Genomic DNA, 19,270 nt, shown 5'->3' with positions numbered 1-19,270 from the left:
GACGTGAAAGGAAATGAAGATGACCCTGATCCACGAGAATATGAGCCGCGGCCGTACAAATACCGGTTGGCTTGACAGCTTTCACACGTTTTCCTTTGGTGGCTTTCAGGATCCGACCCGTATGGGATTTGGCGCACTTCGCGTGATCAATGAAGACCGGGTCGCGCCGGGATCCGGCTTCTCAGAGCATGGTCACGCCGACATGGACATCTTAACGATCGTACTGTCCGGTCAGTTGGAGCATCGCGATACTTTGGGCAATGTCGCAACCATTGCGCCCGGTGAAGCTCAGTTGATGTATGCCGGTCGTGGCGTGCGCCATTCTGAGATGAATGCTTCAGCTGACGCACCTGCTCATTTTCTGCAAATCTGGTTGATCCCGGACGTTCGGAATGGCCTGCCCACATATCAGCAAGCACCCTTGCCGGTTGAAGACGATATGACTGGTGGATGGCAATTTCTTGCAGCAGGCGGTGATGCGAAGGCGCCTCTGAGGCTGAATTCCGACACGCGGCTTTTCATAGCAAACGTCGCTGAGGGGACACGGCTTCCTGTGCCATCATCGCCCGAACGGTTGACCTTCGTGCATATCATCAAGGGTCTGGCGATGGTGGATGGTGAGCGTCTTTCATCAGGAGACGGGATCCAGTTGGGAACTGGTTCAATTCCCGATATTGAATGGGTGACTGACGGAAAGGCGCTGCTGTTCGATATGCATCGCTAACGGCATGTCGTAGCTAAAAGTGTGCAGCGGTTTTGCGGTAACGACATGCGATGAAACAAAAAGTTAAAGCGTCGGGAGCAAAACTGAAAGATCACGCCATGCTTTAACGGCATCAGGCAGCCTGCGCAGGAAGTGGCTTGTTTCTGCGCAGGTTGAACAGGTTGCCAGTGAGGATCAGGGCCGCGCCGCAGGCTGTGAAGACGTCGATCGCTTCTGCAAAAAGCAGATATCCAATCACGGCGGAAAGCGGCACCCTGAGATAATCCATCGGCATGACGACGGTAGCATCCGCGTAGGAAAGTGCTTTTGCCATGCAGAAATGGGCAAATGTACCGGAAAACGGGATCAGAAAAATCCAGGGCCACAGACCAGCCGATGGCCAGACCCAGACATTGAGGGCTGGCGTAAAGCCGATAACCGACTGGATGATGAGCATCCAGAAAATAATCTTGGTGGCGCTGTCACGCCTGGTGAGTGATTTCGTCGTGATGAACGATACTGCGAAGACGAAGGCTGCACCCAGGACGACGAGCTGGCCGGGATTGATGGATGTACCACCGGGTCTGACAATAATGATAACGCCGACGAGGCCCAGCAGAATCGCGAGCGATTTTCTCCAGGTCAGCTTTTCACCGAGAAAGGCTGCCGCCATCAGGGCGGTCCAGATTGGCGCGGTAAACTCGATTGCTATCACCTGCGCCATCGGAATCATGGTCAGCCCCATGAGCCACAGAAACTGGCCGACATAATGTGCACCATTGCGCACGATATGGCTGGACAGGATGCGCGTACGCATGGCGCGCAAGCCACCCTCCCGATACACGAATGGGAGCAGCATAAAAAATGCGATGACGGATCGCATTTCCATGACCTGAAAAACGTTCAGCTCCTTCGTCGTCGCGCGACCCGAGATTGCCATCAGCAGCAATAGGGCGATCGAAGCCAGCATCCACGCTGCCGCCTTGAGTGTGTTGGGCCGGGTCTCTGACATCGCAAATACTTCTTTGAGGTGTGCAAGCTTCCGCATCCAGTCGGTTCACGTTGTCGCCCCGAAGGGAACATCGGCTTGAACCAACTATTTGAGGCATATCTAATTCTTTTCTCTGGTTAGCGGTTTTATGTGCCAGGCACCAATTCAAATTTGTACATTCTGATCCAAATGCGTTGATCAGTCGGTTTCTGCAATTGCAGCCTCTGGAAGACAAGAAAATGCCTATAGAATTTTAGCTGAGCTCCAGCTCAGAATTCTATTGGAACGCCCGGAGGACCGCCCCGTTCACATTCCCAGGCGAAATGGCCACCCTCATTCGCATGTTGGAATGGCGCAACACTCCTTTGGGAGAGGCGCATCTCTGGCCAAGTTCTTCTAAACGGCCATTGCATTCTTGATCGCAAGCGGTTAGGGCGCAGCCGATTTGGATCCACCCCATCTGTCAACGTACGCCCTTCAGCAGCCGCTCGATCCGCTACAACCTGAGCAATATTAGTACTAACGTCTACACAATTAAATTTTTCTTGTGTGCCGTTGACAGGCTGCGGCCTTAGCCAAACACGAACGCCAGAAAGCTGTGGATGACTGTCGCGCCGCCGATAGGAGCAATAAAGAGGATCATTATGTTCACACAAATCACCCAGGCTAGGATCTTCTGCTCCCTTGGGCTGAGGTTTGGCTTCGATGGTTTGGGCGGCAGTGGCTCCGGCCTTGGCCCATAGCTCTTCATATCTAGAAACATCGGCACATCCGCTATTGGTCGTTCTGAGTTGACTACGATCTCAATCCTTGCCGGATCATAGACCCAGCCGTTCGATCAAAACGGCCGGATCGTCGAATTTTAGAGGCCAAGAATGTCAATTTTAGAGGCCAAGAATGTCCTCGATATGGATCGGGAAATTTCGTACGCGCCTGCCCGTCGCATGCCAGACGGCATTTGCGATGGCGCCCACGGTTCCGGTGATGCCGATTTCGCCGACGCCCTTGACGCCGATGGCATTGACGTATGGATCGTCCTCTGCAACCAGTATGGCTTCCAGCGAAGGAACATCTGCGTTCACCGGAACATGATATTCAGCAAGATCGGCGTTCATCACGCGGCCTGTGCGGTGATCGATGAGTGCGGCCTCATGCAGGGCGAATGATGTTCCCCAGATCATCCCGCCATAATACTGACTGCGGACCAGCCGGGGATTGATGACGCGTCCTGCGGCGAAGGCGCCCACCATTCTCGTCGTGCGGATCTGCCCAAGATCAGGATCGACCTTGACCTCGGCAAATACGGCGCCGTGTGAGTACATGGCGAACTTTTCCGCATTCCCGGGTTCCCGCATCGACTTCGCTTCGCCGATGACTTCGCTCTGCTTTGCCCGTGTCAGGATGTCGGCAAAACGTTCACCGCGGCTTTCGTCGTCACGACGGACCAATCGTCCGCCTCTGGGAAGGACACCAATGTTACCAGCACCGAACAGTGGTGAGTCGGGATCGTTGGTGGCAATTTCCGCAAGCTTTGCGAGCGCATCGAGACCCGAATTGCTCAAGGCGAGGCCAGCACTGGCGGTGTGGCCTGATCCCCCGGCGACCCCGGCATCCGGCAGCGTTGAGACGCCGGATCGGAATTCGATCTCGTGTGCTTCCAGTCCCAGCGCCTCTGCAGCAATCTGCGCCAGTGCGGTCCATGCGCCCTGGCCCATGTCAACGCCGCCGGTTTCCACGAGAACGGAGCCATCCGCCCGCACGGTTGTTCTTGCCTGCGCCGGAAACATGGGGCAGGGGAACACAGCCGTACCCATGCCCCAGCCGACGAGCAGCCCATTGTCGTCCCGCATCGTGCGGGGTGCGCGCAGGCGCTGTTGCCAACCGAATACCTCTGCGCCGCGCTCATAGCATTCACGCAGTGCCTTGGAAGAGAAGGGTCTGCCGGAGCCGGGCTCACTCTCGGCGTAGTTCAGCAGACGGAACTCGAGCGGATCCAGTCCGCAGGCTTCGGCTGCCTCGTCTATGGCAACTTCAAGCGCGGCGGATCCGCTTGCTTCGCCGGGTGCACGCATCGGCCCTGGGGTGCCGATGTCAAGGCGCAGACCTTTGTGCTCCGCCAGAAGCGCATCTGCCGCGTAGAGGGGAAGCGAAGCATTGGCGGCAGGTTCCAGAAAGTCATCAAAGCTCGATGTGGCCGATATTGAACGGTGATGGATTGCTTTCAACCTCCCATCGGCCGACAGTCCCATTCGCAAAGTCTGCCACGTTTGTCCTCGATGGCCGACCGGTCCGTACATCTGGGCACGGGTCAGTGCCAGTTTGACCGGGCGCTTCAGCTTGCGTGCAGCGGCAATCGCCAGGATCTGCGGGCCATTGAGAATTGCCTTCGAACCGAAGCCGCCACCCAGAAATGGAGACCGTATGACGACATTTTCGACTGGAATATCGAAATAGCGCGCATAGGAGGCGCAGCTCATGGCCAGCGCCTGATTGGGCATGTCGAGGGTGAGGTGATTGCCGTTCCACTCTGCGACAACGGCATGCGGTTCCATGGCATTGTGATATTGCGCAGGTGTTGAATATTCCGCTTCGACGATCGTTTCTGATGCGGCGAAGGCGGTATCGAGATTGCCGTGGGAGGTCGATGGCGGGCCACCTACTCCAACCGCTTGCGGGTCAAACTGAACGCCGTTTTCGAGACCGGTGCGCGCTTCATCCGTCTCATAGACGGGTTGAAGCAGGTGCGCGCCTTCCGTTGCTGCTTCCAGCGTTTCCGCTACCACCAGAGCAATTGGCTGTCCGGCGTAACGGACTGAATGGTTCTGCAAGAGCTCCAGCCGAAAGCCGAAAGGTGGCATCTTTTCATCCGGATCATGCGCGAAAGCGGGCGCATTATCCGGCGTGAAGACCTCGATGATACCGGGATGACGGCTGGCAGCTTCCACATCCATGGCCGTGACGCGGCCGCGGGCGATTGTTGCACCAACCATGACTGCGTAGGCAAGTTGTGCGGGATGGTTGTCCGCGGCATAGGTCGCCTGCCCGGTCACCTTGAGGATACCATCGCGCCGGGTCAGGGGTTGCCCCGAGTTTGATCCATAACGGGTCGTTGGTCTTGCCGAAGTGTCTGACGAAAGGTCAAGCGACATTGGCATCTCCTGAGATTGTCAATAGCGGCGAGCCGGGAAGTGCTGGCATCGCGGCAGGCGTTCCGGCACTGGCGGCAGACAAGGCTCTTGCGGCAAGGCGCCGGGCAAGCTCGATCTTGAAGGCATTGTCCCCGCTGGGGATTGCCCCCTGCAAGACGATACCGGCGGCATGATGGAAAAGGTCCTTGGATGGTATTTGTCCGATCATCGCTGCTTCCGCCTCTCTCGAACGCCACGGCTTGGCAGCAACGGCGCCGAGGGTCAGGCGAGCCTCAACGATGCGACCATCCTCAATCGTCATGGCGGCAGCTGCCGAAACCACGGCAAAGGCATAGGAGGTACGCTCGCGAAGCTTGAGATAGCGGCTATGCGCTGCAAATCGTGATGCGTCTGCCGGGATGCGGATGGCCGTAACCAGTTCGCCCACTGCGAGCGCGTTTTCCTTGGCCGGCTGATCTCCCGGAAGAAGGTGAAAGCTTTCAATCGGTATCTCGCGGGTACCTCCCTTGCCAGTTACCTCGACAACGGCGTCAAGAGCCGCAAGCGGTACGCAGAAATCGGAAGGATGGGTGGCGATGCAGTGATCGCTCCAGCCAATGACCGCGTGCAGGCGATTGAGACCGTGGCGTGCATCGCAGCCAGAGCCAGCATTTCGTCGGTTACAAGCGCTGGCCACATCCTGATAGTAGGAGCAGCGTGTCTTCTGAAGAAGATTTCCGCCCGCCGTCGCGGCATTGCGCAACTGAGCAGAGGCACCGGATAGCAAAGCCTCTGCAACCATGGGAAACGTTCTGGCAAAGCGGGTTTCGTAAGCCAGGTCTGAATTGCGCACGAGCGATCCGATGCGCACACCGCCATCCGATAGCCAATCGATACGCTTCAGATCTTCCAGGCGCGTTATGTCGACGAGCATCGTCGGTTCAGCAACGCCGATCTTCATGAGATCCAGAAGGTTTGTGCCGCCCGCCAGTATGCGCGCGCCGGGCTTCGCAACGGCGGCAACAGCTTCGTCGACAGATGATGCTCGGACATAGTCGAACAGGTTCATGCCGCATCCCTTTCCTTGAGGATTGTTGCATCTTTTTCCATCGCGGCAAGGACGGCTTCCGTGATGCCCTTGTAGGCACCGCATCGACAGATATTGCCGCTCATCAGTTCTCGAACCCGCTCTGGATCACCCACCGCTTGCCCTTCGGCGATCAGGCCGACGGCACTCATGATCTGCCCCGGCGTGCAATAACCGCACTGCAGGCCATCACACTCAAGAAACGCTGCCTGAACCGGATGAAGTTCATCGCCCGTTGCCAGGCCTTCAATCGTCGTGACGTGAGCCCCGTCGACGGTCATTGCAAGCGTAAGACAGGAATTGATCCGGCGACCGTCCACGAGAACAGTACAGGCGCCGCACTGCCCTCGGTCGCAACCCTTCTTGGTTCCGGTCAGTTGCAGGCGTTCACGCAGAAGATCGAGCAGCGTCACGCGTGGATCTTCAAGAACAATCGTTCTTGCGTCTCCATTTATGGTAAGGCTGATGGAGAGTGACATGCGTACCCCATTCAGAAAGAGTGATGTTGAGATTTGAACCGCGATTGACGGTATGTCCGGCAGTATGAAACCTTGAATTGCCATCGTGGCCAAAAAAGCAGTGCATCAGCTTCTGCTTTACAAACTCAATATACGGAGGCACCCTCCGTTTAGCAAGAGGCTTAAGTCAGAAATTGGAAATGGTCCCTGAAGCGAAGAAGACAAGGCGCAAGCCACGAGCGGACTCGGTGCGTAACCGTGAAATCCTGCTCAGAGCCGCGACGGAAATTTTCAGCGCCGGGGGAACGCAGGCAAGCCTTGAGGCGGTCGCGAAGAAAGCAGGCGTCGGGATCGGTACGCTTTATCGGCACTTTCCGTCACGGGAAGAGCTCTTTGAGGCAGTTTACCGCCATGAGGTTGACCAGCTTTGCGATTTGGCCTCTACGTTGGGTCATGAGACTGACGCCTTCGCAGCATTCAGGCAATGGCTTCAGGCCAATGTAAGGCTTGTTGCCACGAAGAAAGGCATGATGCAGGCCCTGCAACTGGCGGTCTACGGCAATCCCGAACTGAAAGCTTCGTCAACAGCGCGCATGGTCGAAGCGCTGGACTTGTTGCTTCAACGTGCCGTCGCCGAGGGAAGTCTTCGCGACGATATCTCTGCGGAGGATCTGCTGCGAACGCTGATCGGGATCTATTACGCGCAACCCGAGGATGATTGGCAAGCCAAGGCGCTCAAGTTGCTCGACATCTTTCTGGATGGGCTAAGAGCCAAGGCGTGAATAGGCACCGAGAATGAAGCGCTCCGCATCGAACAGATAATCGCGCAGCATATCTGCGGCTTTTGCTGTCTGACCGGCTTCCAGTTCTGACAGGATGAGCAGGTTCTTGTCCACGTAGCGCGCGTGGAGGTATTCCGGATCGCGCAGCAGGCCGAAAACAAGGCGAAGCTCCAGCGCTACCTGTGCGAAAAACGTATTGAGGCGAGGACTGTCCGCCAGCTCGACAATGGCCGCATGATAGGCGATATCAGCGGTTCCGGCCTGCAGCCATTCTCCAGCTTCCCGGTGGCGAACCGCTTCTTCGACGGCCGCCCGCATTTTTGCAACACTCGGATGCCTGGGGTGAGCGCCTGCCATCGCCTGACATTCGATCATGCGTCGAACATTGTAGATATCGACGATGGTTGCCATGCTTGGCGTGCTGACAAACACCCCCCGATTGGCTTCGTGGCGAAGCAGGCCTTCCTTCGTGAGGAGGCGAAACACTTCTCGCAACGTATTGCGTGACACGCCGAGTTCCTCACCCAGCGCGACTTCCGAGAGATGGCTGCCCGGTGTCAGCCAGCCCGAAATGACACGTTCCCGAATTTTGTCCGCAATGCTTTCTGCCAGGGTTTGGGCAGGTTCGCTTGCTTGTCCCGCCTTGTCTGTCGGCATCGCCTTCTTCATGCGTCGGTTATTCCATCGATAATATCAAAGATGCGGATCGATAGCATCAAGCCTTGGCGCCGTCACGTGTAATTCAGCTTCGCATTTCCGACGCACCCAATGCATGGTAGCCAGATAGCCATGGCATCACGAGAAAGGCGAACGGATGGTTACGCTGTTTCAAAAGACCTACGACCGGATGTTCGATCGCGTGATAAGCCTGCTGTGCGAGGGCGATGTGGCCGAAGTCTGGAGCTTCGATGACAGGCGAACACGCCTTGAGATGGAAGCCGAAGCCAAGAGCCGTGGAATCACGTTACGCGCCCGTTCCGCCTACAAGCCGCTGGTGAGTGCATTTCTGGAAGAAATTGACCTGTCGGACGTGACCGCCGTCAGCGTCAGCTATCCCGGTTCGCCATTCGCAGATGGGAAACGCTTTCGTCTCGAGGCTTATCCTCTGGCGGCCCTTGTTGGATCTCGTTCAATTGAGTTGCAGCCGAAGGCGGTTGGTGAGGACCTGTGCTACGATGTCAGGCTTTCTATCGGGAGCGACATCCATACCCGCTCGATCTATGCGCCGAACCGGCTTTACTGCGACCTGACAGGACAGAACGTCCTGTCCCCCACCGGTTGGCTTAGAGTGCCAGCACGGGGCGTCGATCAACGGATAGAGACGGATTTCGAAGAGATTTACAGGGACGCGATGACGGTTATCTCTGCGCATGCGTGGAGTAGCACTGGCCCGTTTTTCGAGGAATTGAACGTCTCGGTTCAACTCCCGCAGATGGATGAGCCGCTGCCGCCTCTTGATGAAAGCATGAGCCTGCGCGAGGCGCTACATGAGGATCTGTATTTCTCTGCCCTCGAATATTTCACGCTGAAGTCCGGCAAGATGCTCGGTGATCGTAATGTCAGGCCGGGACAGATCGTGCCCGAAGTCACTTTCGCGACTGGACGTCCTGAACTGTCGATAGAACTCCGGCCTTATGATCGGCGCGCACGAAGAGGTGAGGCCCAGCCTCTTGATGAGGCGCAGCAGGCGGTTGGGGAGGCGCAGATCGTGACCGAACTGAATAGCCTGCGCGGGGAAACGCTCACTTGCGAGACGGTTGCGGGTCGCCTGGTTCATGCGCGATATCTTCAGGGGTCGGACGCGCCGGTGCTGATCAGCGGCGGGCAACATGCAAATGAGACATCCGGAATAGTAGGAGCGCTACGCGCGGCTCGCATTTTGTCAGCCTCTCCTGCCGCCCATTTCACCGTCATTCCTTGCGAGAATCCTGACGGCTATGCCTTGCAAGGCCGGTTGTCTGCGGAAAATCCGTCCCATATGAGCCATGCCGCACGCTACACTGCGCTGGGAGACGATCTGGAATATCGCAATGTGTCTGACGAGGCGCTCATCTTCGAGAAGCGCTTGCGAATACAGGCGCGAAGACAAACAGGCGCCGGGCTGCATATTAATCTGCACGGATATCCCGCGCACGAATGGACCAGGCCTTTGACCGGCTATGTTCCGCGTGGCTTTCCGGCGTGGATGATCCCGAAGGGGTTCTTCCTCATCCTGCGGCATCATGAAGAAGCAAGGCCTGAAGCCATGGCGTTGCTGGATCGCGTGACGCGTCGGTTGGCGAGCATGAAATACCTGATGGATATGAACGATCGCCAGCACGCACTCTTCGAAACGCATGCAGGACCGAATGGCCTTATACTTGTGAACGGGTTTCCGTGCATGATCACTGTCGGCAATGATGGCCTTTATCCTGTGACGTTGATCACGGAATATCCGGATGAAACGCTCTATGGCGCGCCCTTTGTCGCCGCGCATACTGTGCAAATGGGAACCGTTCTTGCAGCGTATCAGGCCTGGCAGGAAATTCTAAGGCCTGGATCAACGTAACATGATTGCGCGGAAATCATTGACGTTCGTTCCCGTCGGTCCCGTGACGAACAAGTCACCGATTGCTTCGAAGGCTGAATAGCTGTCATTCCGACTGAGGAGTTCCCGGGCATCGATACCAGCTGCGCGCATGCGCTGCACGGTTGTGCCGTCAACAAAGGCGCCGGCATTGCTCTCGGAGCCGTCAATGCCGTCGGTATCCGCAGCGATCAGGCTTGCTTCCAAATCCTGAAGCCCCAAGGCGGCGGCCAGTGCAAATTCCCCATTGCGACCACCACGCCCACCCTGTCCTCGGATCGTCACCGTCGTCTCGCCACCTGAAATCAGAACGCAAGGCCTGCTGAACGGTCTATCGCGTTGACCGATCTCGCGCGCGAGCGCTGCATGAACGTTCGCGACATCCCTTGCTTCGCCTTCGATGGAATCCGACAGGATGTGCGGCGAGATGCCAGCTTGCGAAGCTGTCAAAGCTGCGGCCTCCAATGAGAGGCGTGCCGACGCGATGATGCTGATGGAGTTGCGCGCGAACTTTGGGTCGTCTGGAAGAGGAGCATCCGCGCCGGGCGATTGGAGATGTGCCATCATTCGCGGAGACAGTGAAATTGCGTATTGGTCGATGATGGCTTGCGCGTCTGCTCGTCTGGTTGAGTCGGGAACGGTTGGGCCGGAGCCGACAAAGGCCGGGTTGTCACCGGGTATGTCCGACACGATGAGACTTGCAACCCGCGCCTTTGTTGCGGCCGCCAGCCGACCGCCCTTGATACCGGAGAAATGCTTGCGGACCGTGTTCATTGCCGAAATTGGCGCGCCAGACGCGAGCAGAGCCTCGTTCAACGCAATTTCGTCATCCAGCGTCAGTCCGCTGGGTGGGCAGGGCAGGAGTGCAGAAGCGCCGCCGCATATCAGGGCGATGACGAGATCTTCTTCGTCAAGATTACGGATGGTGTCGAAGAGGCGTCGGGTCGCATCCAACCCTGCTTCATCTGGAACAGGATGAGCAGCCTCAATGACATCGATGGAGCGAGTGCTGCATCCATAGCCGTAGCGAGTCACGACGACGCCGGTCAAAGGTTTCGGCCATAGATCTTCCAGCGCTGCTGCCATCTGGGCAGCTCCTTTGCCTGCTCCAATCACCACCGTCCTTCCTGATGTTGGCGGTTCAGGGAGATGACACGCTAAAGCGGTCCTTGGATCTGCAGCATTAACCGCTGCCCGGAACATTGCCGCCAATAATTCCCGATCGTGCATGCCTGATCCCCACAATGCTTGGCAGTGAGCCTACAGTCAGGTCATCAACTGTCAATCCGCAAAGATGCTCGGTCTAATTGCATTATGGAAACTGCATGTTTTTCGGAACAGCGCGGCGATTTTCGCATTCTGTCATTCGAGTTCATGACAGGAAAGCGGCCTTGAAAACTTTAGCGAATCTCGCGCTCAATTTGACCCTCGCGGTTGTTCCGTTCGGCATCGTGATCGCCATCGCAGATGAAGCTCTGAAGGAAAACCAGCCAGTTTCGAGCCTGGATATGAGCGCACCAGAGTTGTGGACAACGCAGCCGGTAGTCGTGAATGACACGTCCGCTTATGAACGGGTGCCGGGCGTTCAGTATGCCGAGGTCAAGCCAGCGGAAGACTCTGTAAAGCTGATGGCAGGGTCACGCGCACTTCCGGCCCAGTCGGAGATTCTTAAGGAAGCGGTCGCAGCTCCAAAGGTTGATATTGCGGGCATTGACGCCTGTAGCAATCGTTATCGATCCTATCGTGTCGAGGACAATACCTATCAGCCTTTCGATGGCGGTCCTCGCCGATTGTGTTTTTTGCGGAATGATGGATCTGAAACCGCCAATGCCTCAGAAGGGCAGGTCTACGCATCCGGTGCGGTGATGGACGATTCGAGAGATCCGGTAGCCGCCTCATCCACACATGCCGAATGGTGTTCTGCGCGTTACCGGTCCTACGACGTTTCCACGAATAGCTATCAGCCATTTTCGAGCGGACGCCGAACCTGCGTGACGCCCTACAACTGAAGCAACGCTGTCTCGCCAATTTGTTTTTCAGCAGTGGCCTGCTCGGATCGTCGCAATCCGATTGATGTTGTCTGCAGAAAGATTGCTCGACATCTCGTCTTGAAGTTGTTTGATCAGTGCGGCACGCGCTGTATCCATGTGTTCCGCTGCAGTCTGTGATCCAAGCGTATTCGCGATCGATACAGCGTAGCCGATCATGTTGATCAGCGCGAAGAATTCGTCGCGACGTTCGTTATTCTCGAAATTCATGGACACCACGTTCATTGAGCCTGCCTCGTTCCAACTGTTGGAACAATTGCATAGCTTTGCGTTGCAGGCGCGTTGCAAAAGCGTTGCACACGCCGCGCGCGTTTCTGTCCGCGACAATAAAGTTTTAATTGCTCATATGTCGCCATAAAGGCGGCGCCATGTCGGCGTCGTGTGGAATGGCCATAGAGGCGGAGACCTAGGACTGTCGCCGCAATGACGAACCTCCCGCATGAGCATCAAAGCATCCTCGCGCTTCTGATCGACAGAGCAGTCGGCAAGCATTTCGCGAATCCGGTCCGTCGGAAAAGCGCTTTCCTGTGCAATCCGTTTCCAGGTGCGCTCTTTAAAAAAGAGGGCGCGCGAGGCCGAAGCCAGAGCATCTCTCTCACGCTCATCGATGAAGGATCGCTCAAGCGCCCTGCCAAGCGTTGCATCGATATTGACGAGCGGAATGGTGAGGGGGTGATAGTTCAGCTCGGCAGGGCCGTGCAGAAGCGCCACATCGCCATCGTCCACACGTCGTCCGTTACGGTAATCCTCGTATATCTGCCCTATGCCCTCCATGCCATAGGGATGGCACTCGCAGGCTCGCAGAGCGCCCATGCTTGCAGCGCCATACACCCTGCACCCCCTGTGCAAGGCGAAGAGTATCTCTTTGTGCCACACTGGAGCAACATATTCGAAATAGCCATCGACGATGCCGATTTCAGTCGCGCCAGCAGCCACCGCGTCCATAATATCGCCTTGCCTTGCAGGGGGTGCGACAACGATACCGGTCTCAGTGCCAGTCTGCTTGCTTGCGTCGGGCAGCGTAGGCCCCACAAAGACGATCTTCATTGTAGAGCCTTTGACAAAGCCCGCGCGCCATAGCGGGTTCGCCTTTCACCCTCTGGGTTTTCCAGATCCGGCGCCACAACCTTTACGACCGATACTGGCAGCCAGCCAGGGGTCAGATCGACGGCATAGAGTTTTTTCTGGCCCGATTCCTGCAAGGTTGAAAGAATAAGATCGAGCGCTTCATCCGGGGAGCGAACGTCCGCTAGCCGGAAATCCGACAGACTTGCAACGGATTGGCTCTCGAACGCACGTTTATGTTCATCCGACAGTGGGCGCTGGTACAATTCCGGGAAGAGATCATCTCGAGCACCGGCGATGAAAGTCATTCGAGACTGTGCCGCCTCTGTCACGGCGCGTATAGCCGCAGCCTCCAGCGTAAGTCCCGCCCCTGCGCCAAGCGTGACATCGACATGTCGCAAGCCTCGACCGTCAAGCCGTTGTGGTCCGAGCATGGCGCACGCAACAGGGATTCCTGTATCGTTGGTAATGTCGAAAATCGCGATCTGCATCTGCGCCTGTTGAATACGCCGAAGCAGGCCAGCCATTTCCGAGCCGCTGGCTTCAGGATCGATCCGCTCTTCATAACGCAAGGGAGAACGGGTTACTTCCCATAGGGTCAGCGCATCCCGCTCTACGCGTTCCAGCAATCCGTGCAGTATTGCTTCTGCCTGGGTGTTGCCGGATGCCAATCCGTCTGAACTTTGCCAATAACGAGGCCGCAGGATCGTTCGGTCCATGGTGACCGCCTCATGGGGCAGGCAGACATATGTTCCCGTCAAGAGATCCTTGGCCAATGCCCAATCAATGATCTCATCATCCTGAAGCACATTCGACCCGGGGGCGAGGAGGCAGTCGAGCCGATCGAAATTCTGTCCGATTCGCCGGAGATCTGCTGTAGAAGCGCGCATTGTCTCGCACGCAGCCTGGGAAGCGATTGATCTTTCAACCGCTTCCATGACTGCAGAGGTTCTCGCGCTATCATCGTCGAGTCCCTTTCCATTCGCAATGACGATGGATTTTGCGTTCGGCGTGAACGCACACCAAACGGGTATCCCAAGACAATCGAGACCCGTCTGACGTGCGACGCGCGTTATCCCAAGTCTGGAAAGAGATGCGGCTACCTTTGCGTAGGTCTCCGCAGGAGAACAGGTACGAAGTATCAAGTACTTCTTAGCTTTCGTGAAAGCTGGAGGCGATGGATGAAGATGAGTCAAGCGCAATCGCTGCCTTGACACCCTTGGTAACGACGGCACCCGATTGTGTGAGCGTTATTAATGAAGCAAGCTCGCCGGTGGGCTGACCTGTGATCGGAATAACCGTGCCCGCCTCCAGATCCGCTGCATACAGCTGGCTTTCACCCGCTACGCCTAGAATAATCAACTTTGTCATGCCCTCTCCTTCTAGAAACCGGCTTTGATAAGCCCTTCACGATACATTTCTGTCTGCCACTTTTCCTTGTGTGGCAGCACTGCAACCCAGCGTTCCAAATCAAAATCCGGGTTGTTTCTGAGGACGCGCAGTCTGTAAGTACGAGCCTTGGCGGGATCACCTAGCATAGCCCAACAGGCTGCCGCCAGTCGATCTGCTGGCTTGCAGTCTCGCATACGTCCAATAAAATCAAGCGCCTGACTGAACTCTCCAAGAAAATAGCAAGCGCCTGCGGCAGCCCAGAAATACGGATCCGGGGGGAGGGGGTTCAGCTCGATCGAATTCAAGACTTTCCGTAATGCATCCGCCGGTTTGCTTGCATGCACAAGACTATCCGCATGACTGAAGAGCACATCCGCATAATGCGGGCTCAATGTCTCGGCCATTTCCAGAGCTTCAAGACTCTCATCTATGCGTCCCATAAACAAGTGACTGACACCGACTTCCTTGAAGGCTCCTGCCGACTGTCCGTTATTGCTGACAGCCTGACCCGCGAGCCGAACTGCCTGCTGCAATAATTCTTGATCACCACGTGCTGTCAGGATCCATTCCATGCTGAAAGTACGAGAAAGGCCCGCAAGCGATGAAGCAAAGTTCCGGTCGATCTCTAACGAAGCTTTGAAATGTCTTCTTGCACGCCGGATAGACGGCAGCGACATGTGTGACAGATCCTGTAAGCCTCGAAGAAAAGAAACGTAAGCCTCAGGCTGATTGCTGACGTCCAAAGCGAGCGTCTTTGTCGAATGCAACTGTTTGACAAGAGACGTTTGGACCGCGTTGGTTATGGTTTGTCGCTGACCCGAGATTTCGCCGGGATCAAGCTTGAAACGGGTCGCCCAAATAATTTCGTCTGTCGGCAGGAATACGAGTTGAACGAAAAGAGCATCTTCGGTTCGCTGCGTATCGAGGACATAAGTTATCTTGTGGCGCTCGAGAATTGCTGCTTTGTCGCGCGAACTCCGGATTCGTTCGGATGTGTAGGGTGCCACGACAGAAACCGCCCTGCTGGCACAAAGTCCGATTGTAAGATCTTCAATCAGGGCGTTGGCGACTGAACCCGCTTTCTGTGCACTGACTGCTGTATCGGGAGGAAGGAGTGCTATCCGCGGCACGGTCCAAAGATCGGCGGACGGTGGAGCCGTCATGATTTGCTGCGCTTTTGTCGGCTGTGCTACAATGCGCTGCTGCTCCTGATTGTCTGTAACGGAAATGCGGCGGCGAATTTCCTCATCTCCTGGATCGTATTCCAGTAATAATACTGCCGCACGCCTCAGGTCCGAACGCGCTATTTTTTCCGACTGATCGGCTGCATTCAGGAACTGCTGGCGTAAAAGAGCTACGTGTCGCTGTCTAACATCTTTCACCCAGATGGAAAGTTGCGCGGACGTCCTGCCTTCTGCTGGGAGGAATACCTTGGCGACGGCATCACTGCAAAGATTAAGATTGTCGGCAGAGATTTCGGCTGTTTCAAATTCCAAGTCGCAAGTCAGAACTTGATGATTCAGCTTCAAGTAGGTGCCATCGGCTTCAATGACAGGTACCCTGTTCTCGCCAATCGCTTGGGACAATCTACGCAGAGTGGACCGAAGGTTTGTCGAAGCGGCATCGGGATTGCCTGCCCAGATGAGGTGGGCGGCGCTCCTGCGAGCGACCTTAGATTCTGACGAGTACAAATAGGCAAGCAGGACCAGTGACAGGTAAGGCGCAGCAATAGCCTGCCCCGCCTCATCCTGTAGTTGGCAGCCGCCCAGCGTGGTCAGCCGTAGAGACACAATGCACTCAATGCGCAGCGAATGTCAGATCATTCACATCTGCAAGAACAGATTGTTCCTTGGAAAGACTACGAACAAGCCCCAGAATTGACTGGCGAACACGCTTATCATCAATGGCTGCAAAAGCAGCGGCAAGCGCTACACATTCCTTCGAATTCATGAAATCGGATGTAGATTCCTGCTTGCCATCGTCTTCCATGGCGCCAGGGCTTCCTTCAAAGAAGAAGGGAATCGGAACATTTAGTATTTCAGCAATATGCTGAAGGCGGCTTGCGCCGACGCGGTTAGCACCCTTTTCATACTTTTGAACCTGCTGGAACGTAATACCGAGACTGTCGCCCAGCTTTTCTTGACTCATTCCCAGCATAGTCCTGCGAAGACGAATACGAGAGCCGACATGAACGTCTATCGGGTTTGGAGTTTTCTTTACCATCTTAGATCCGGAAAAACATATACCTGCATCCACATTGCGCCCATTTTCTTTGTGACGCAACCATTTTTCGTTGACTGTGAATGGAGTTCTCGATCTCTTGTTGCATTATTGCGCGAAATTGCCAGATTGCCAGTCGACGTTCACTACTCTGTAGATAAATTGGCGATCGGATAAGGTAAATAGCGCTTAGATGGATATGCAATAAGGTTTAGAATTGGCTCGGTTTGTCTGAATAGTTTGGGGCGTTTTGCAAAGTGGATTTCCGCCTCGATTGTGCCTGCACAATCATGGGGTGCCAGCGCGTTTAAGTAGGCCTGATCCGGCGTCTACTATCATAAAAGGTCACATATCGGCCAACGCCCATCCGCAATAGAACGGAGTTTATCCTCCGGGCGATCTGGTTAGGGCTCAAGCGTCTCGGTTGGAGCGCGCGGTGGGCTTGCCCGAGCCACAGTGACTGCATGTATCGCCCGCCCACTTCAGCCCCGCGCCCGGATTATCAAGGCGGTTTCGTGCGCGCGGACCATTCTGTGATCTACCACCTCGCTGTCGGTAACCAGCCCTTTTCAGATCGGTCGGTCCGCTCCGGTCGACGAAAGTTCAAAGATTCTGATATATTGACGTTGCGCATAGTGTTTGTAGATGCAAGGGTAGGGGCTATCCACTGTCATGTCATAATTCCCTGCCTGCTAACTTCTACATTCACACCATGAAATCTAAGCCTCTTGGCTACAGCTTCACCTTTCTTGCATTTTCCGTTTTTGCCATTCAGGACGGTCTATCGAAGCATCTTGGTCTGATGCATTCGCCGATACAGGTCGCGATGGTGCGATATTGGGCATTTGTGGCTTTTGCAATCTTCATAGCCCTGCAGTCAGAAGGCGGGTTGCGCCGAGCGGTTCGAACATGCTTTCCGGTCCTGCAGGTTTGTCGAGGGCTTTTGCTTTTCATCCAGATCCTTCTCTCTATCGTTGCATTCACGAAAGTAGGGCTTGCGCAATCGCAGGCAATATTTGCTGCTGGGCCTATATTTGTGGCTTTGCTGTCTATGCCAATCTTAGGCGAGCGGGTAGGGTGGCGCCGCTGGACCGCCATCCTGACCGGTCTCATAGGTGTTCTCCTTATGCTTTGGCCGAGTGGAGGTGAGTTCAATGCCTATATCGGTTTGCCGCTTCTATGTGCCATATTTGGTGCAATCTATGGACTCTTAACCAGACTAGTTAGCAGGGAAGACGTTCCATCAACGAGTTTTCTGTACCTGACGCTGGTTGGATTCGTTGGTGCAAATCTACTCGGCCCGTTTTACTGGCTGCCCTTCAAGGGTTGGGATTGGGCGTTGATGGTTGGGCTTTGCTGTACGGGCATTGTTGGTCATTTTTCACTAATCAAAGCCTACGAAAATCTCGATGCCGTACTGGTTCAGCCAATTTCCTACTGGCAGCTCGTCGTAGGTGCCGTTATTGCTTCGACTATCTTCGGCGAAATCCTGCGCTGGAACACCGTCCTTGGATCAGTCATCGTCATTGGGGCGGGGTTGTTCACCGTCTGGCGCGAATATGTTGTCTCTAGACGTGAGCGCATGATGGTACCAGACTGAGGATCCGGGAACTTTCGCCCTTTTCGGCTGTTGCGACAGGATGAAAACAGAGAATTCTATGACAGAGAAAGCCAAAATCGAAGCTGATGCAGTTGGGCAGTTTGCCAAGTCTCAGGCTGATCGAGAAGCATCTGGTGTCGTGAGTGCAAAGCCTACGGTAATCACGGGCTCAGAGGACGCTACGAAACATAAAATCCCGCCAAAACAAGATGGCCCGGCTTAAGGAGGTCCCAGTTCATTATGATCCATCAGAAATGAATGAGGGCTCCTTGAGGGGCTAAAGTTTAGTCCAACAGTGATTCTAAGATCCGAGATCCATGAGATAATTGGGTTTCGCAGTTGCGCCAGATTGGTGTGGCGGATGAGTTGAAATGTCCGCCGCTTTACAAAGTTAAAATGTCCGACCACTAGCCACACAGCGTACCGTTAAGCCCCGATCTGGGCGGCAGATCCGCTTGCAAGATCAGATCGGGGCTGGTGGTAACACTCTCTCCGGCTTTAGCTTTGAGACGCCTCACTCGTCAGCCTGTTGCCGTGCCAGCGCTTTCTGGCGCCGTGCAATCACCGCTGGATCCTTCACAAAATCCTTCCGCCGGCCCGACCCACGAGCACGTTTAACGTAGCCGTTCTTCTCGCTGTTGCTCTTCACCTTCGGCCTGTCCTGCTGCTCCTGGCGCTCCTTGATATAGGCCAGAACATCCCCGAGCCGCTTGTTCTCGGTGATCGCTGCGTGCGTTACCCGCTGGTCCTTGTCGAACACCTTGTAAGGCAGGCAATAGCTTTTCCATCGGACATCCAGCCCGAACACCGTCGCTGATCCGGTTGTTCGACGTCCGGCCAATCGCCTTGTGCCGGATTGACGCCGCGCCGCCAGTCCGCATCCGTTGCAGAAGCCGACGCACCTGGCGCTCACTCTGGCCGAGAACATGTGCCGCCGACACCATCGTCATCCGACCGCCGATGACCTTCGACAAAACCTCGATCCGCTGCAGATCTTGCTCGCTCATCGCTATCAATCCCATCCGCTTGTCTCCGCGTTATCAAACGCGGGGAGTGTGACACTCTAACTTTGCAGAAACAGGACATCCTTGAACCCACCCGACTACAGATCAAGATCAGATAGGCAAGATTATGGAACAAATTTTCCCCGTCTCCTAGGTCGTGGTGATGATTTAAGGATTGGGATTCCCAAAAGAGCGCAAATCGGATTCAAAGCTGATTTTGGAGATC

General features: G+C 55.5%; 17 protein-coding genes and 3 pseudogenes. 6 read left to right on the top strand and 14 right to left on the bottom strand.

Annotated features, from left to right (window positions below):
- Positions 1 to 19 precede the first annotated feature (19 nt).
- A complete protein-coding gene (locus tag MUU53_RS19465; RefSeq protein ID WP_247262368.1) occupies positions 20 to 724 on the top strand; it encodes a pirin family protein in 705 nt (234 codons plus the stop codon).
- 112 nt (positions 725 to 836) lie between these two features.
- On the opposite strand, the gene MUU53_RS19460 is transcribed toward MUU53_RS19465, so the two are convergent.
- The 4 genes from MUU53_RS19460 to MUU53_RS19445 all read right to left on the bottom strand — a co-directional run bounded on the left by MUU53_RS19460 (position 837) and on the right by MUU53_RS19445 (position 6,388).
- Positions 837 to 1,715, bottom strand: a complete 879-nt coding sequence (locus tag MUU53_RS19460) for a DMT family transporter (RefSeq protein ID WP_247262367.1) — start codon at positions 1,713 to 1,715, stop codon at positions 837 to 839.
- An 863-nt stretch (positions 1,716 to 2,578) separates the two neighbouring features.
- Positions 2,579 to 4,843 carry a xanthine dehydrogenase family protein molybdopterin-binding subunit gene (locus MUU53_RS19455; protein ID WP_377307309.1) on the bottom strand — a complete coding sequence of 755 codons (2,265 nt, stop codon included), beginning with the start codon at positions 4,841 to 4,843 and terminating at the stop codon, positions 2,579 to 2,581.
- The gene (locus tag MUU53_RS19450; protein ID WP_247262365.1) at positions 4,833 to 5,891 is read right to left on the bottom strand and encodes an FAD binding domain-containing protein; all 1,059 of its coding nucleotides are present in this window, start codon (positions 5,889 to 5,891) and stop codon (positions 4,833 to 4,835) included. Before MUU53_RS19450 ends, MUU53_RS19455 begins: the two co-directional genes overlap by 11 nt.
- Complete coding sequence (locus MUU53_RS19445) at positions 5,888 to 6,388, bottom strand: (2Fe-2S)-binding protein (RefSeq protein WP_247262364.1); 501 nt, start codon at positions 6,386 to 6,388, stop codon at positions 5,888 to 5,890. Before MUU53_RS19445 ends, MUU53_RS19450 begins: the two co-directional genes overlap by 4 nt.
- A gap of 179 nt (positions 6,389 to 6,567) precedes the next feature.
- Here MUU53_RS19445 and MUU53_RS19440 point away from each other — a divergent pair, with 179 nt between their 5' ends.
- Positions 6,568 to 7,149 carry a TetR/AcrR family transcriptional regulator gene (locus MUU53_RS19440; protein ID WP_247262363.1) on the top strand — a complete coding sequence of 194 codons (582 nt, stop codon included), beginning with the start codon at positions 6,568 to 6,570 and terminating at the stop codon, positions 7,147 to 7,149.
- Here MUU53_RS19440 and MUU53_RS19435 read toward each other — a convergent pair.
- Positions 7,132 to 7,818 (bottom strand): GntR family transcriptional regulator, encoded by a 687-nt coding sequence (locus MUU53_RS19435; RefSeq protein WP_247262362.1) that lies wholly within the window; start codon positions 7,816 to 7,818, stop codon positions 7,132 to 7,134. The two genes, MUU53_RS19440 and MUU53_RS19435, sit on opposite strands and share 18 nt — an antisense overlap.
- A gap of 145 nt (positions 7,819 to 7,963) precedes the next feature.
- Here MUU53_RS19435 and MUU53_RS19430 point away from each other — a divergent pair, with 145 nt between their 5' ends.
- Positions 7,964 to 9,697, top strand: a complete 1,734-nt coding sequence (locus tag MUU53_RS19430; protein WP_247262361.1) for a M14 family metallopeptidase — start codon at positions 7,964 to 7,966, stop codon at positions 9,695 to 9,697.
- On the opposite strand, the gene MUU53_RS19425 is transcribed toward MUU53_RS19430, so the two are convergent.
- Entirely contained in the window at positions 9,689 to 10,945 is a 1,257-nt protein-coding gene (locus tag MUU53_RS19425; RefSeq protein WP_247262360.1) for a glycerate kinase type-2 family protein, read from the bottom strand. The two genes, MUU53_RS19430 and MUU53_RS19425, sit on opposite strands and share 9 nt — an antisense overlap.
- Before the next feature lie 161 nt (positions 10,946 to 11,106).
- Between MUU53_RS19425 and MUU53_RS19420 the strand changes: the two genes are divergently transcribed.
- Positions 11,107 to 11,724, top strand: coding sequence for a BA14K family protein (locus tag MUU53_RS19420; RefSeq protein ID WP_247262359.1), 618 nt, complete (start codon positions 11,107 to 11,109; stop codon positions 11,722 to 11,724).
- Positions 11,725 to 11,751: 27 nt separating this feature from the next.
- Here MUU53_RS19420 and MUU53_RS19415 read toward each other — a convergent pair whose 3' ends face one another.
- From MUU53_RS19415 to MUU53_RS19390, 6 genes are all read right to left on the bottom strand, one after another.
- A complete protein-coding gene (locus MUU53_RS19415) occupies positions 11,752 to 11,988 on the bottom strand; it encodes a hypothetical protein (protein WP_247262358.1) in 237 nt (78 codons plus the stop codon).
- 117 nt (positions 11,989 to 12,105) lie between these two features.
- A complete protein-coding gene (locus tag MUU53_RS19410) occupies positions 12,106 to 12,810 on the bottom strand; it encodes a TfuA-like protein (RefSeq protein ID WP_247262357.1) in 705 nt (234 codons plus the stop codon).
- A complete protein-coding gene (locus MUU53_RS19405) occupies positions 12,807 to 14,045 on the bottom strand; it encodes a YcaO-like family protein (RefSeq protein ID WP_247262356.1) in 1,239 nt (412 codons plus the stop codon). Before MUU53_RS19405 ends, MUU53_RS19410 begins: the two co-directional genes overlap by 4 nt.
- On the bottom strand, positions 13,981 to 14,199 hold the full coding sequence (locus MUU53_RS19400; RefSeq protein WP_247262355.1) for a hypothetical protein: 219 nt from the start codon (positions 14,197 to 14,199) through the stop codon (positions 13,981 to 13,983). The genes MUU53_RS19405 and MUU53_RS19400 overlap by 65 nt, the downstream gene beginning before the upstream one ends.
- An 11-nt stretch (positions 14,200 to 14,210) precedes the next feature.
- Entirely contained in the window at positions 14,211 to 16,010 is a 1,800-nt protein-coding gene (locus MUU53_RS19395; RefSeq protein ID WP_247262354.1) for a hypothetical protein, read from the bottom strand.
- Between the two features lie 7 nt (positions 16,011 to 16,017).
- Positions 16,018 to 16,443, bottom strand: a complete 426-nt coding sequence (locus MUU53_RS19390) for a helix-turn-helix domain-containing protein (RefSeq protein WP_247262353.1) — start codon at positions 16,441 to 16,443, stop codon at positions 16,018 to 16,020.
- Positions 16,444 to 17,152: 709 nt separating this feature from the next.
- Here MUU53_RS19390 and MUU53_RS19385 point away from each other — a divergent pair.
- Both MUU53_RS19385 and MUU53_RS19380 read left to right on the top strand, forming a co-directional pair.
- Entirely contained in the window at positions 17,153 to 18,040 is an 888-nt protein-coding gene (locus MUU53_RS19385; RefSeq protein ID WP_247262352.1) for a DMT family transporter, read from the top strand.
- Between the two features lie 58 nt (positions 18,041 to 18,098).
- Positions 18,099 to 18,321: pseudogene (locus tag MUU53_RS19380) on the top strand (hypothetical protein).
- A gap of 233 nt (positions 18,322 to 18,554) precedes the next feature.
- Here MUU53_RS19380 and MUU53_RS19375 read toward each other — a convergent pair.
- Positions 18,555 to 18,890, bottom strand: a pseudogene (locus tag MUU53_RS19375) (ISNCY family transposase); the annotation flags it as partial.
- Between the two features lie 7 nt (positions 18,891 to 18,897).
- Positions 18,898 to 18,984, bottom strand: a pseudogene (locus MUU53_RS23430) (hypothetical protein); the annotation flags it as partial.
- Between the last annotated feature and the right edge of the window lie 286 nt (positions 18,985 to 19,270).

Origin of the sequence: Affinirhizobium lemnae, from assembly GCF_022968395.1 — a bacterium.
GTDB classification, from domain to species: Bacteria; Pseudomonadota; Alphaproteobacteria; order Rhizobiales; family Rhizobiaceae; genus Neorhizobium; species Neorhizobium lemnae.
The sequence above is the reverse complement of the archived record's forward strand: the minus strand, read 5'-3'. Positions and strand labels throughout refer to the sequence as shown.

Bases quoted from the DNA above. Each gene is read 5' to 3' on its own strand.
- MUU53_RS19445 (WP_247262364.1), bottom strand. From the start codon at position 6,388: ATGTCACTCTCCATCAGCCTTACCATAAATGGAGACGCAAGAACGATT.
- MUU53_RS19415 (WP_247262358.1), bottom strand. From the start codon at position 11,988: ATGAACGTGGTGTCCATGAATTTCGAGAATAACGAACGTCGCGACGAA.
- MUU53_RS19400 (WP_247262355.1), bottom strand. From the start codon at position 14,199: ATGACAAAGTTGATTATTCTAGGCGTAGCGGGTGAAAGCCAGCTGTAT.
- MUU53_RS19440 (WP_247262363.1), top strand. From the start codon at position 6,568: ATGGTCCCTGAAGCGAAGAAGACAAGGCGCAAGCCACGAGCGGACTCG.
- MUU53_RS19410 (WP_247262357.1), bottom strand. From the start codon at position 12,810: ATGAAGATCGTCTTTGTGGGGCCTACGCTGCCCGACGCAAGCAAGCAG.
- MUU53_RS19450 (WP_247262365.1), bottom strand. From the start codon at position 5,891: ATGAACCTGTTCGACTATGTCCGAGCATCATCTGTCGACGAAGCTGTT.
- MUU53_RS19435 (WP_247262362.1), bottom strand. From the start codon at position 7,818: ATGAAGAAGGCGATGCCGACAGACAAGGCGGGACAAGCAAGCGAACCT.
- MUU53_RS19390 (WP_247262353.1), bottom strand. From the start codon at position 16,443: ATGGTAAAGAAAACTCCAAACCCGATAGACGTTCATGTCGGCTCTCGT.
- MUU53_RS19430 (WP_247262361.1), top strand. From the start codon at position 7,964: ATGGTTACGCTGTTTCAAAAGACCTACGACCGGATGTTCGATCGCGTG.
- MUU53_RS19465 (WP_247262368.1), top strand. From the start codon at position 20: ATGACCCTGATCCACGAGAATATGAGCCGCGGCCGTACAAATACCGGT.
- MUU53_RS19385 (WP_247262352.1), top strand. From the start codon at position 17,153: ATGAAATCTAAGCCTCTTGGCTACAGCTTCACCTTTCTTGCATTTTCC.
- MUU53_RS19425 (WP_247262360.1), bottom strand. From the start codon at position 10,945: ATGCACGATCGGGAATTATTGGCGGCAATGTTCCGGGCAGCGGTTAAT.
- MUU53_RS19460 (WP_247262367.1), bottom strand. From the start codon at position 1,715: ATGTCAGAGACCCGGCCCAACACACTCAAGGCGGCAGCGTGGATGCTG.
- MUU53_RS19455 (WP_377307309.1), bottom strand. From the start codon at position 4,843: ATGTCGCTTGACCTTTCGTCAGACACTTCGGCAAGACCAACGACCCGT.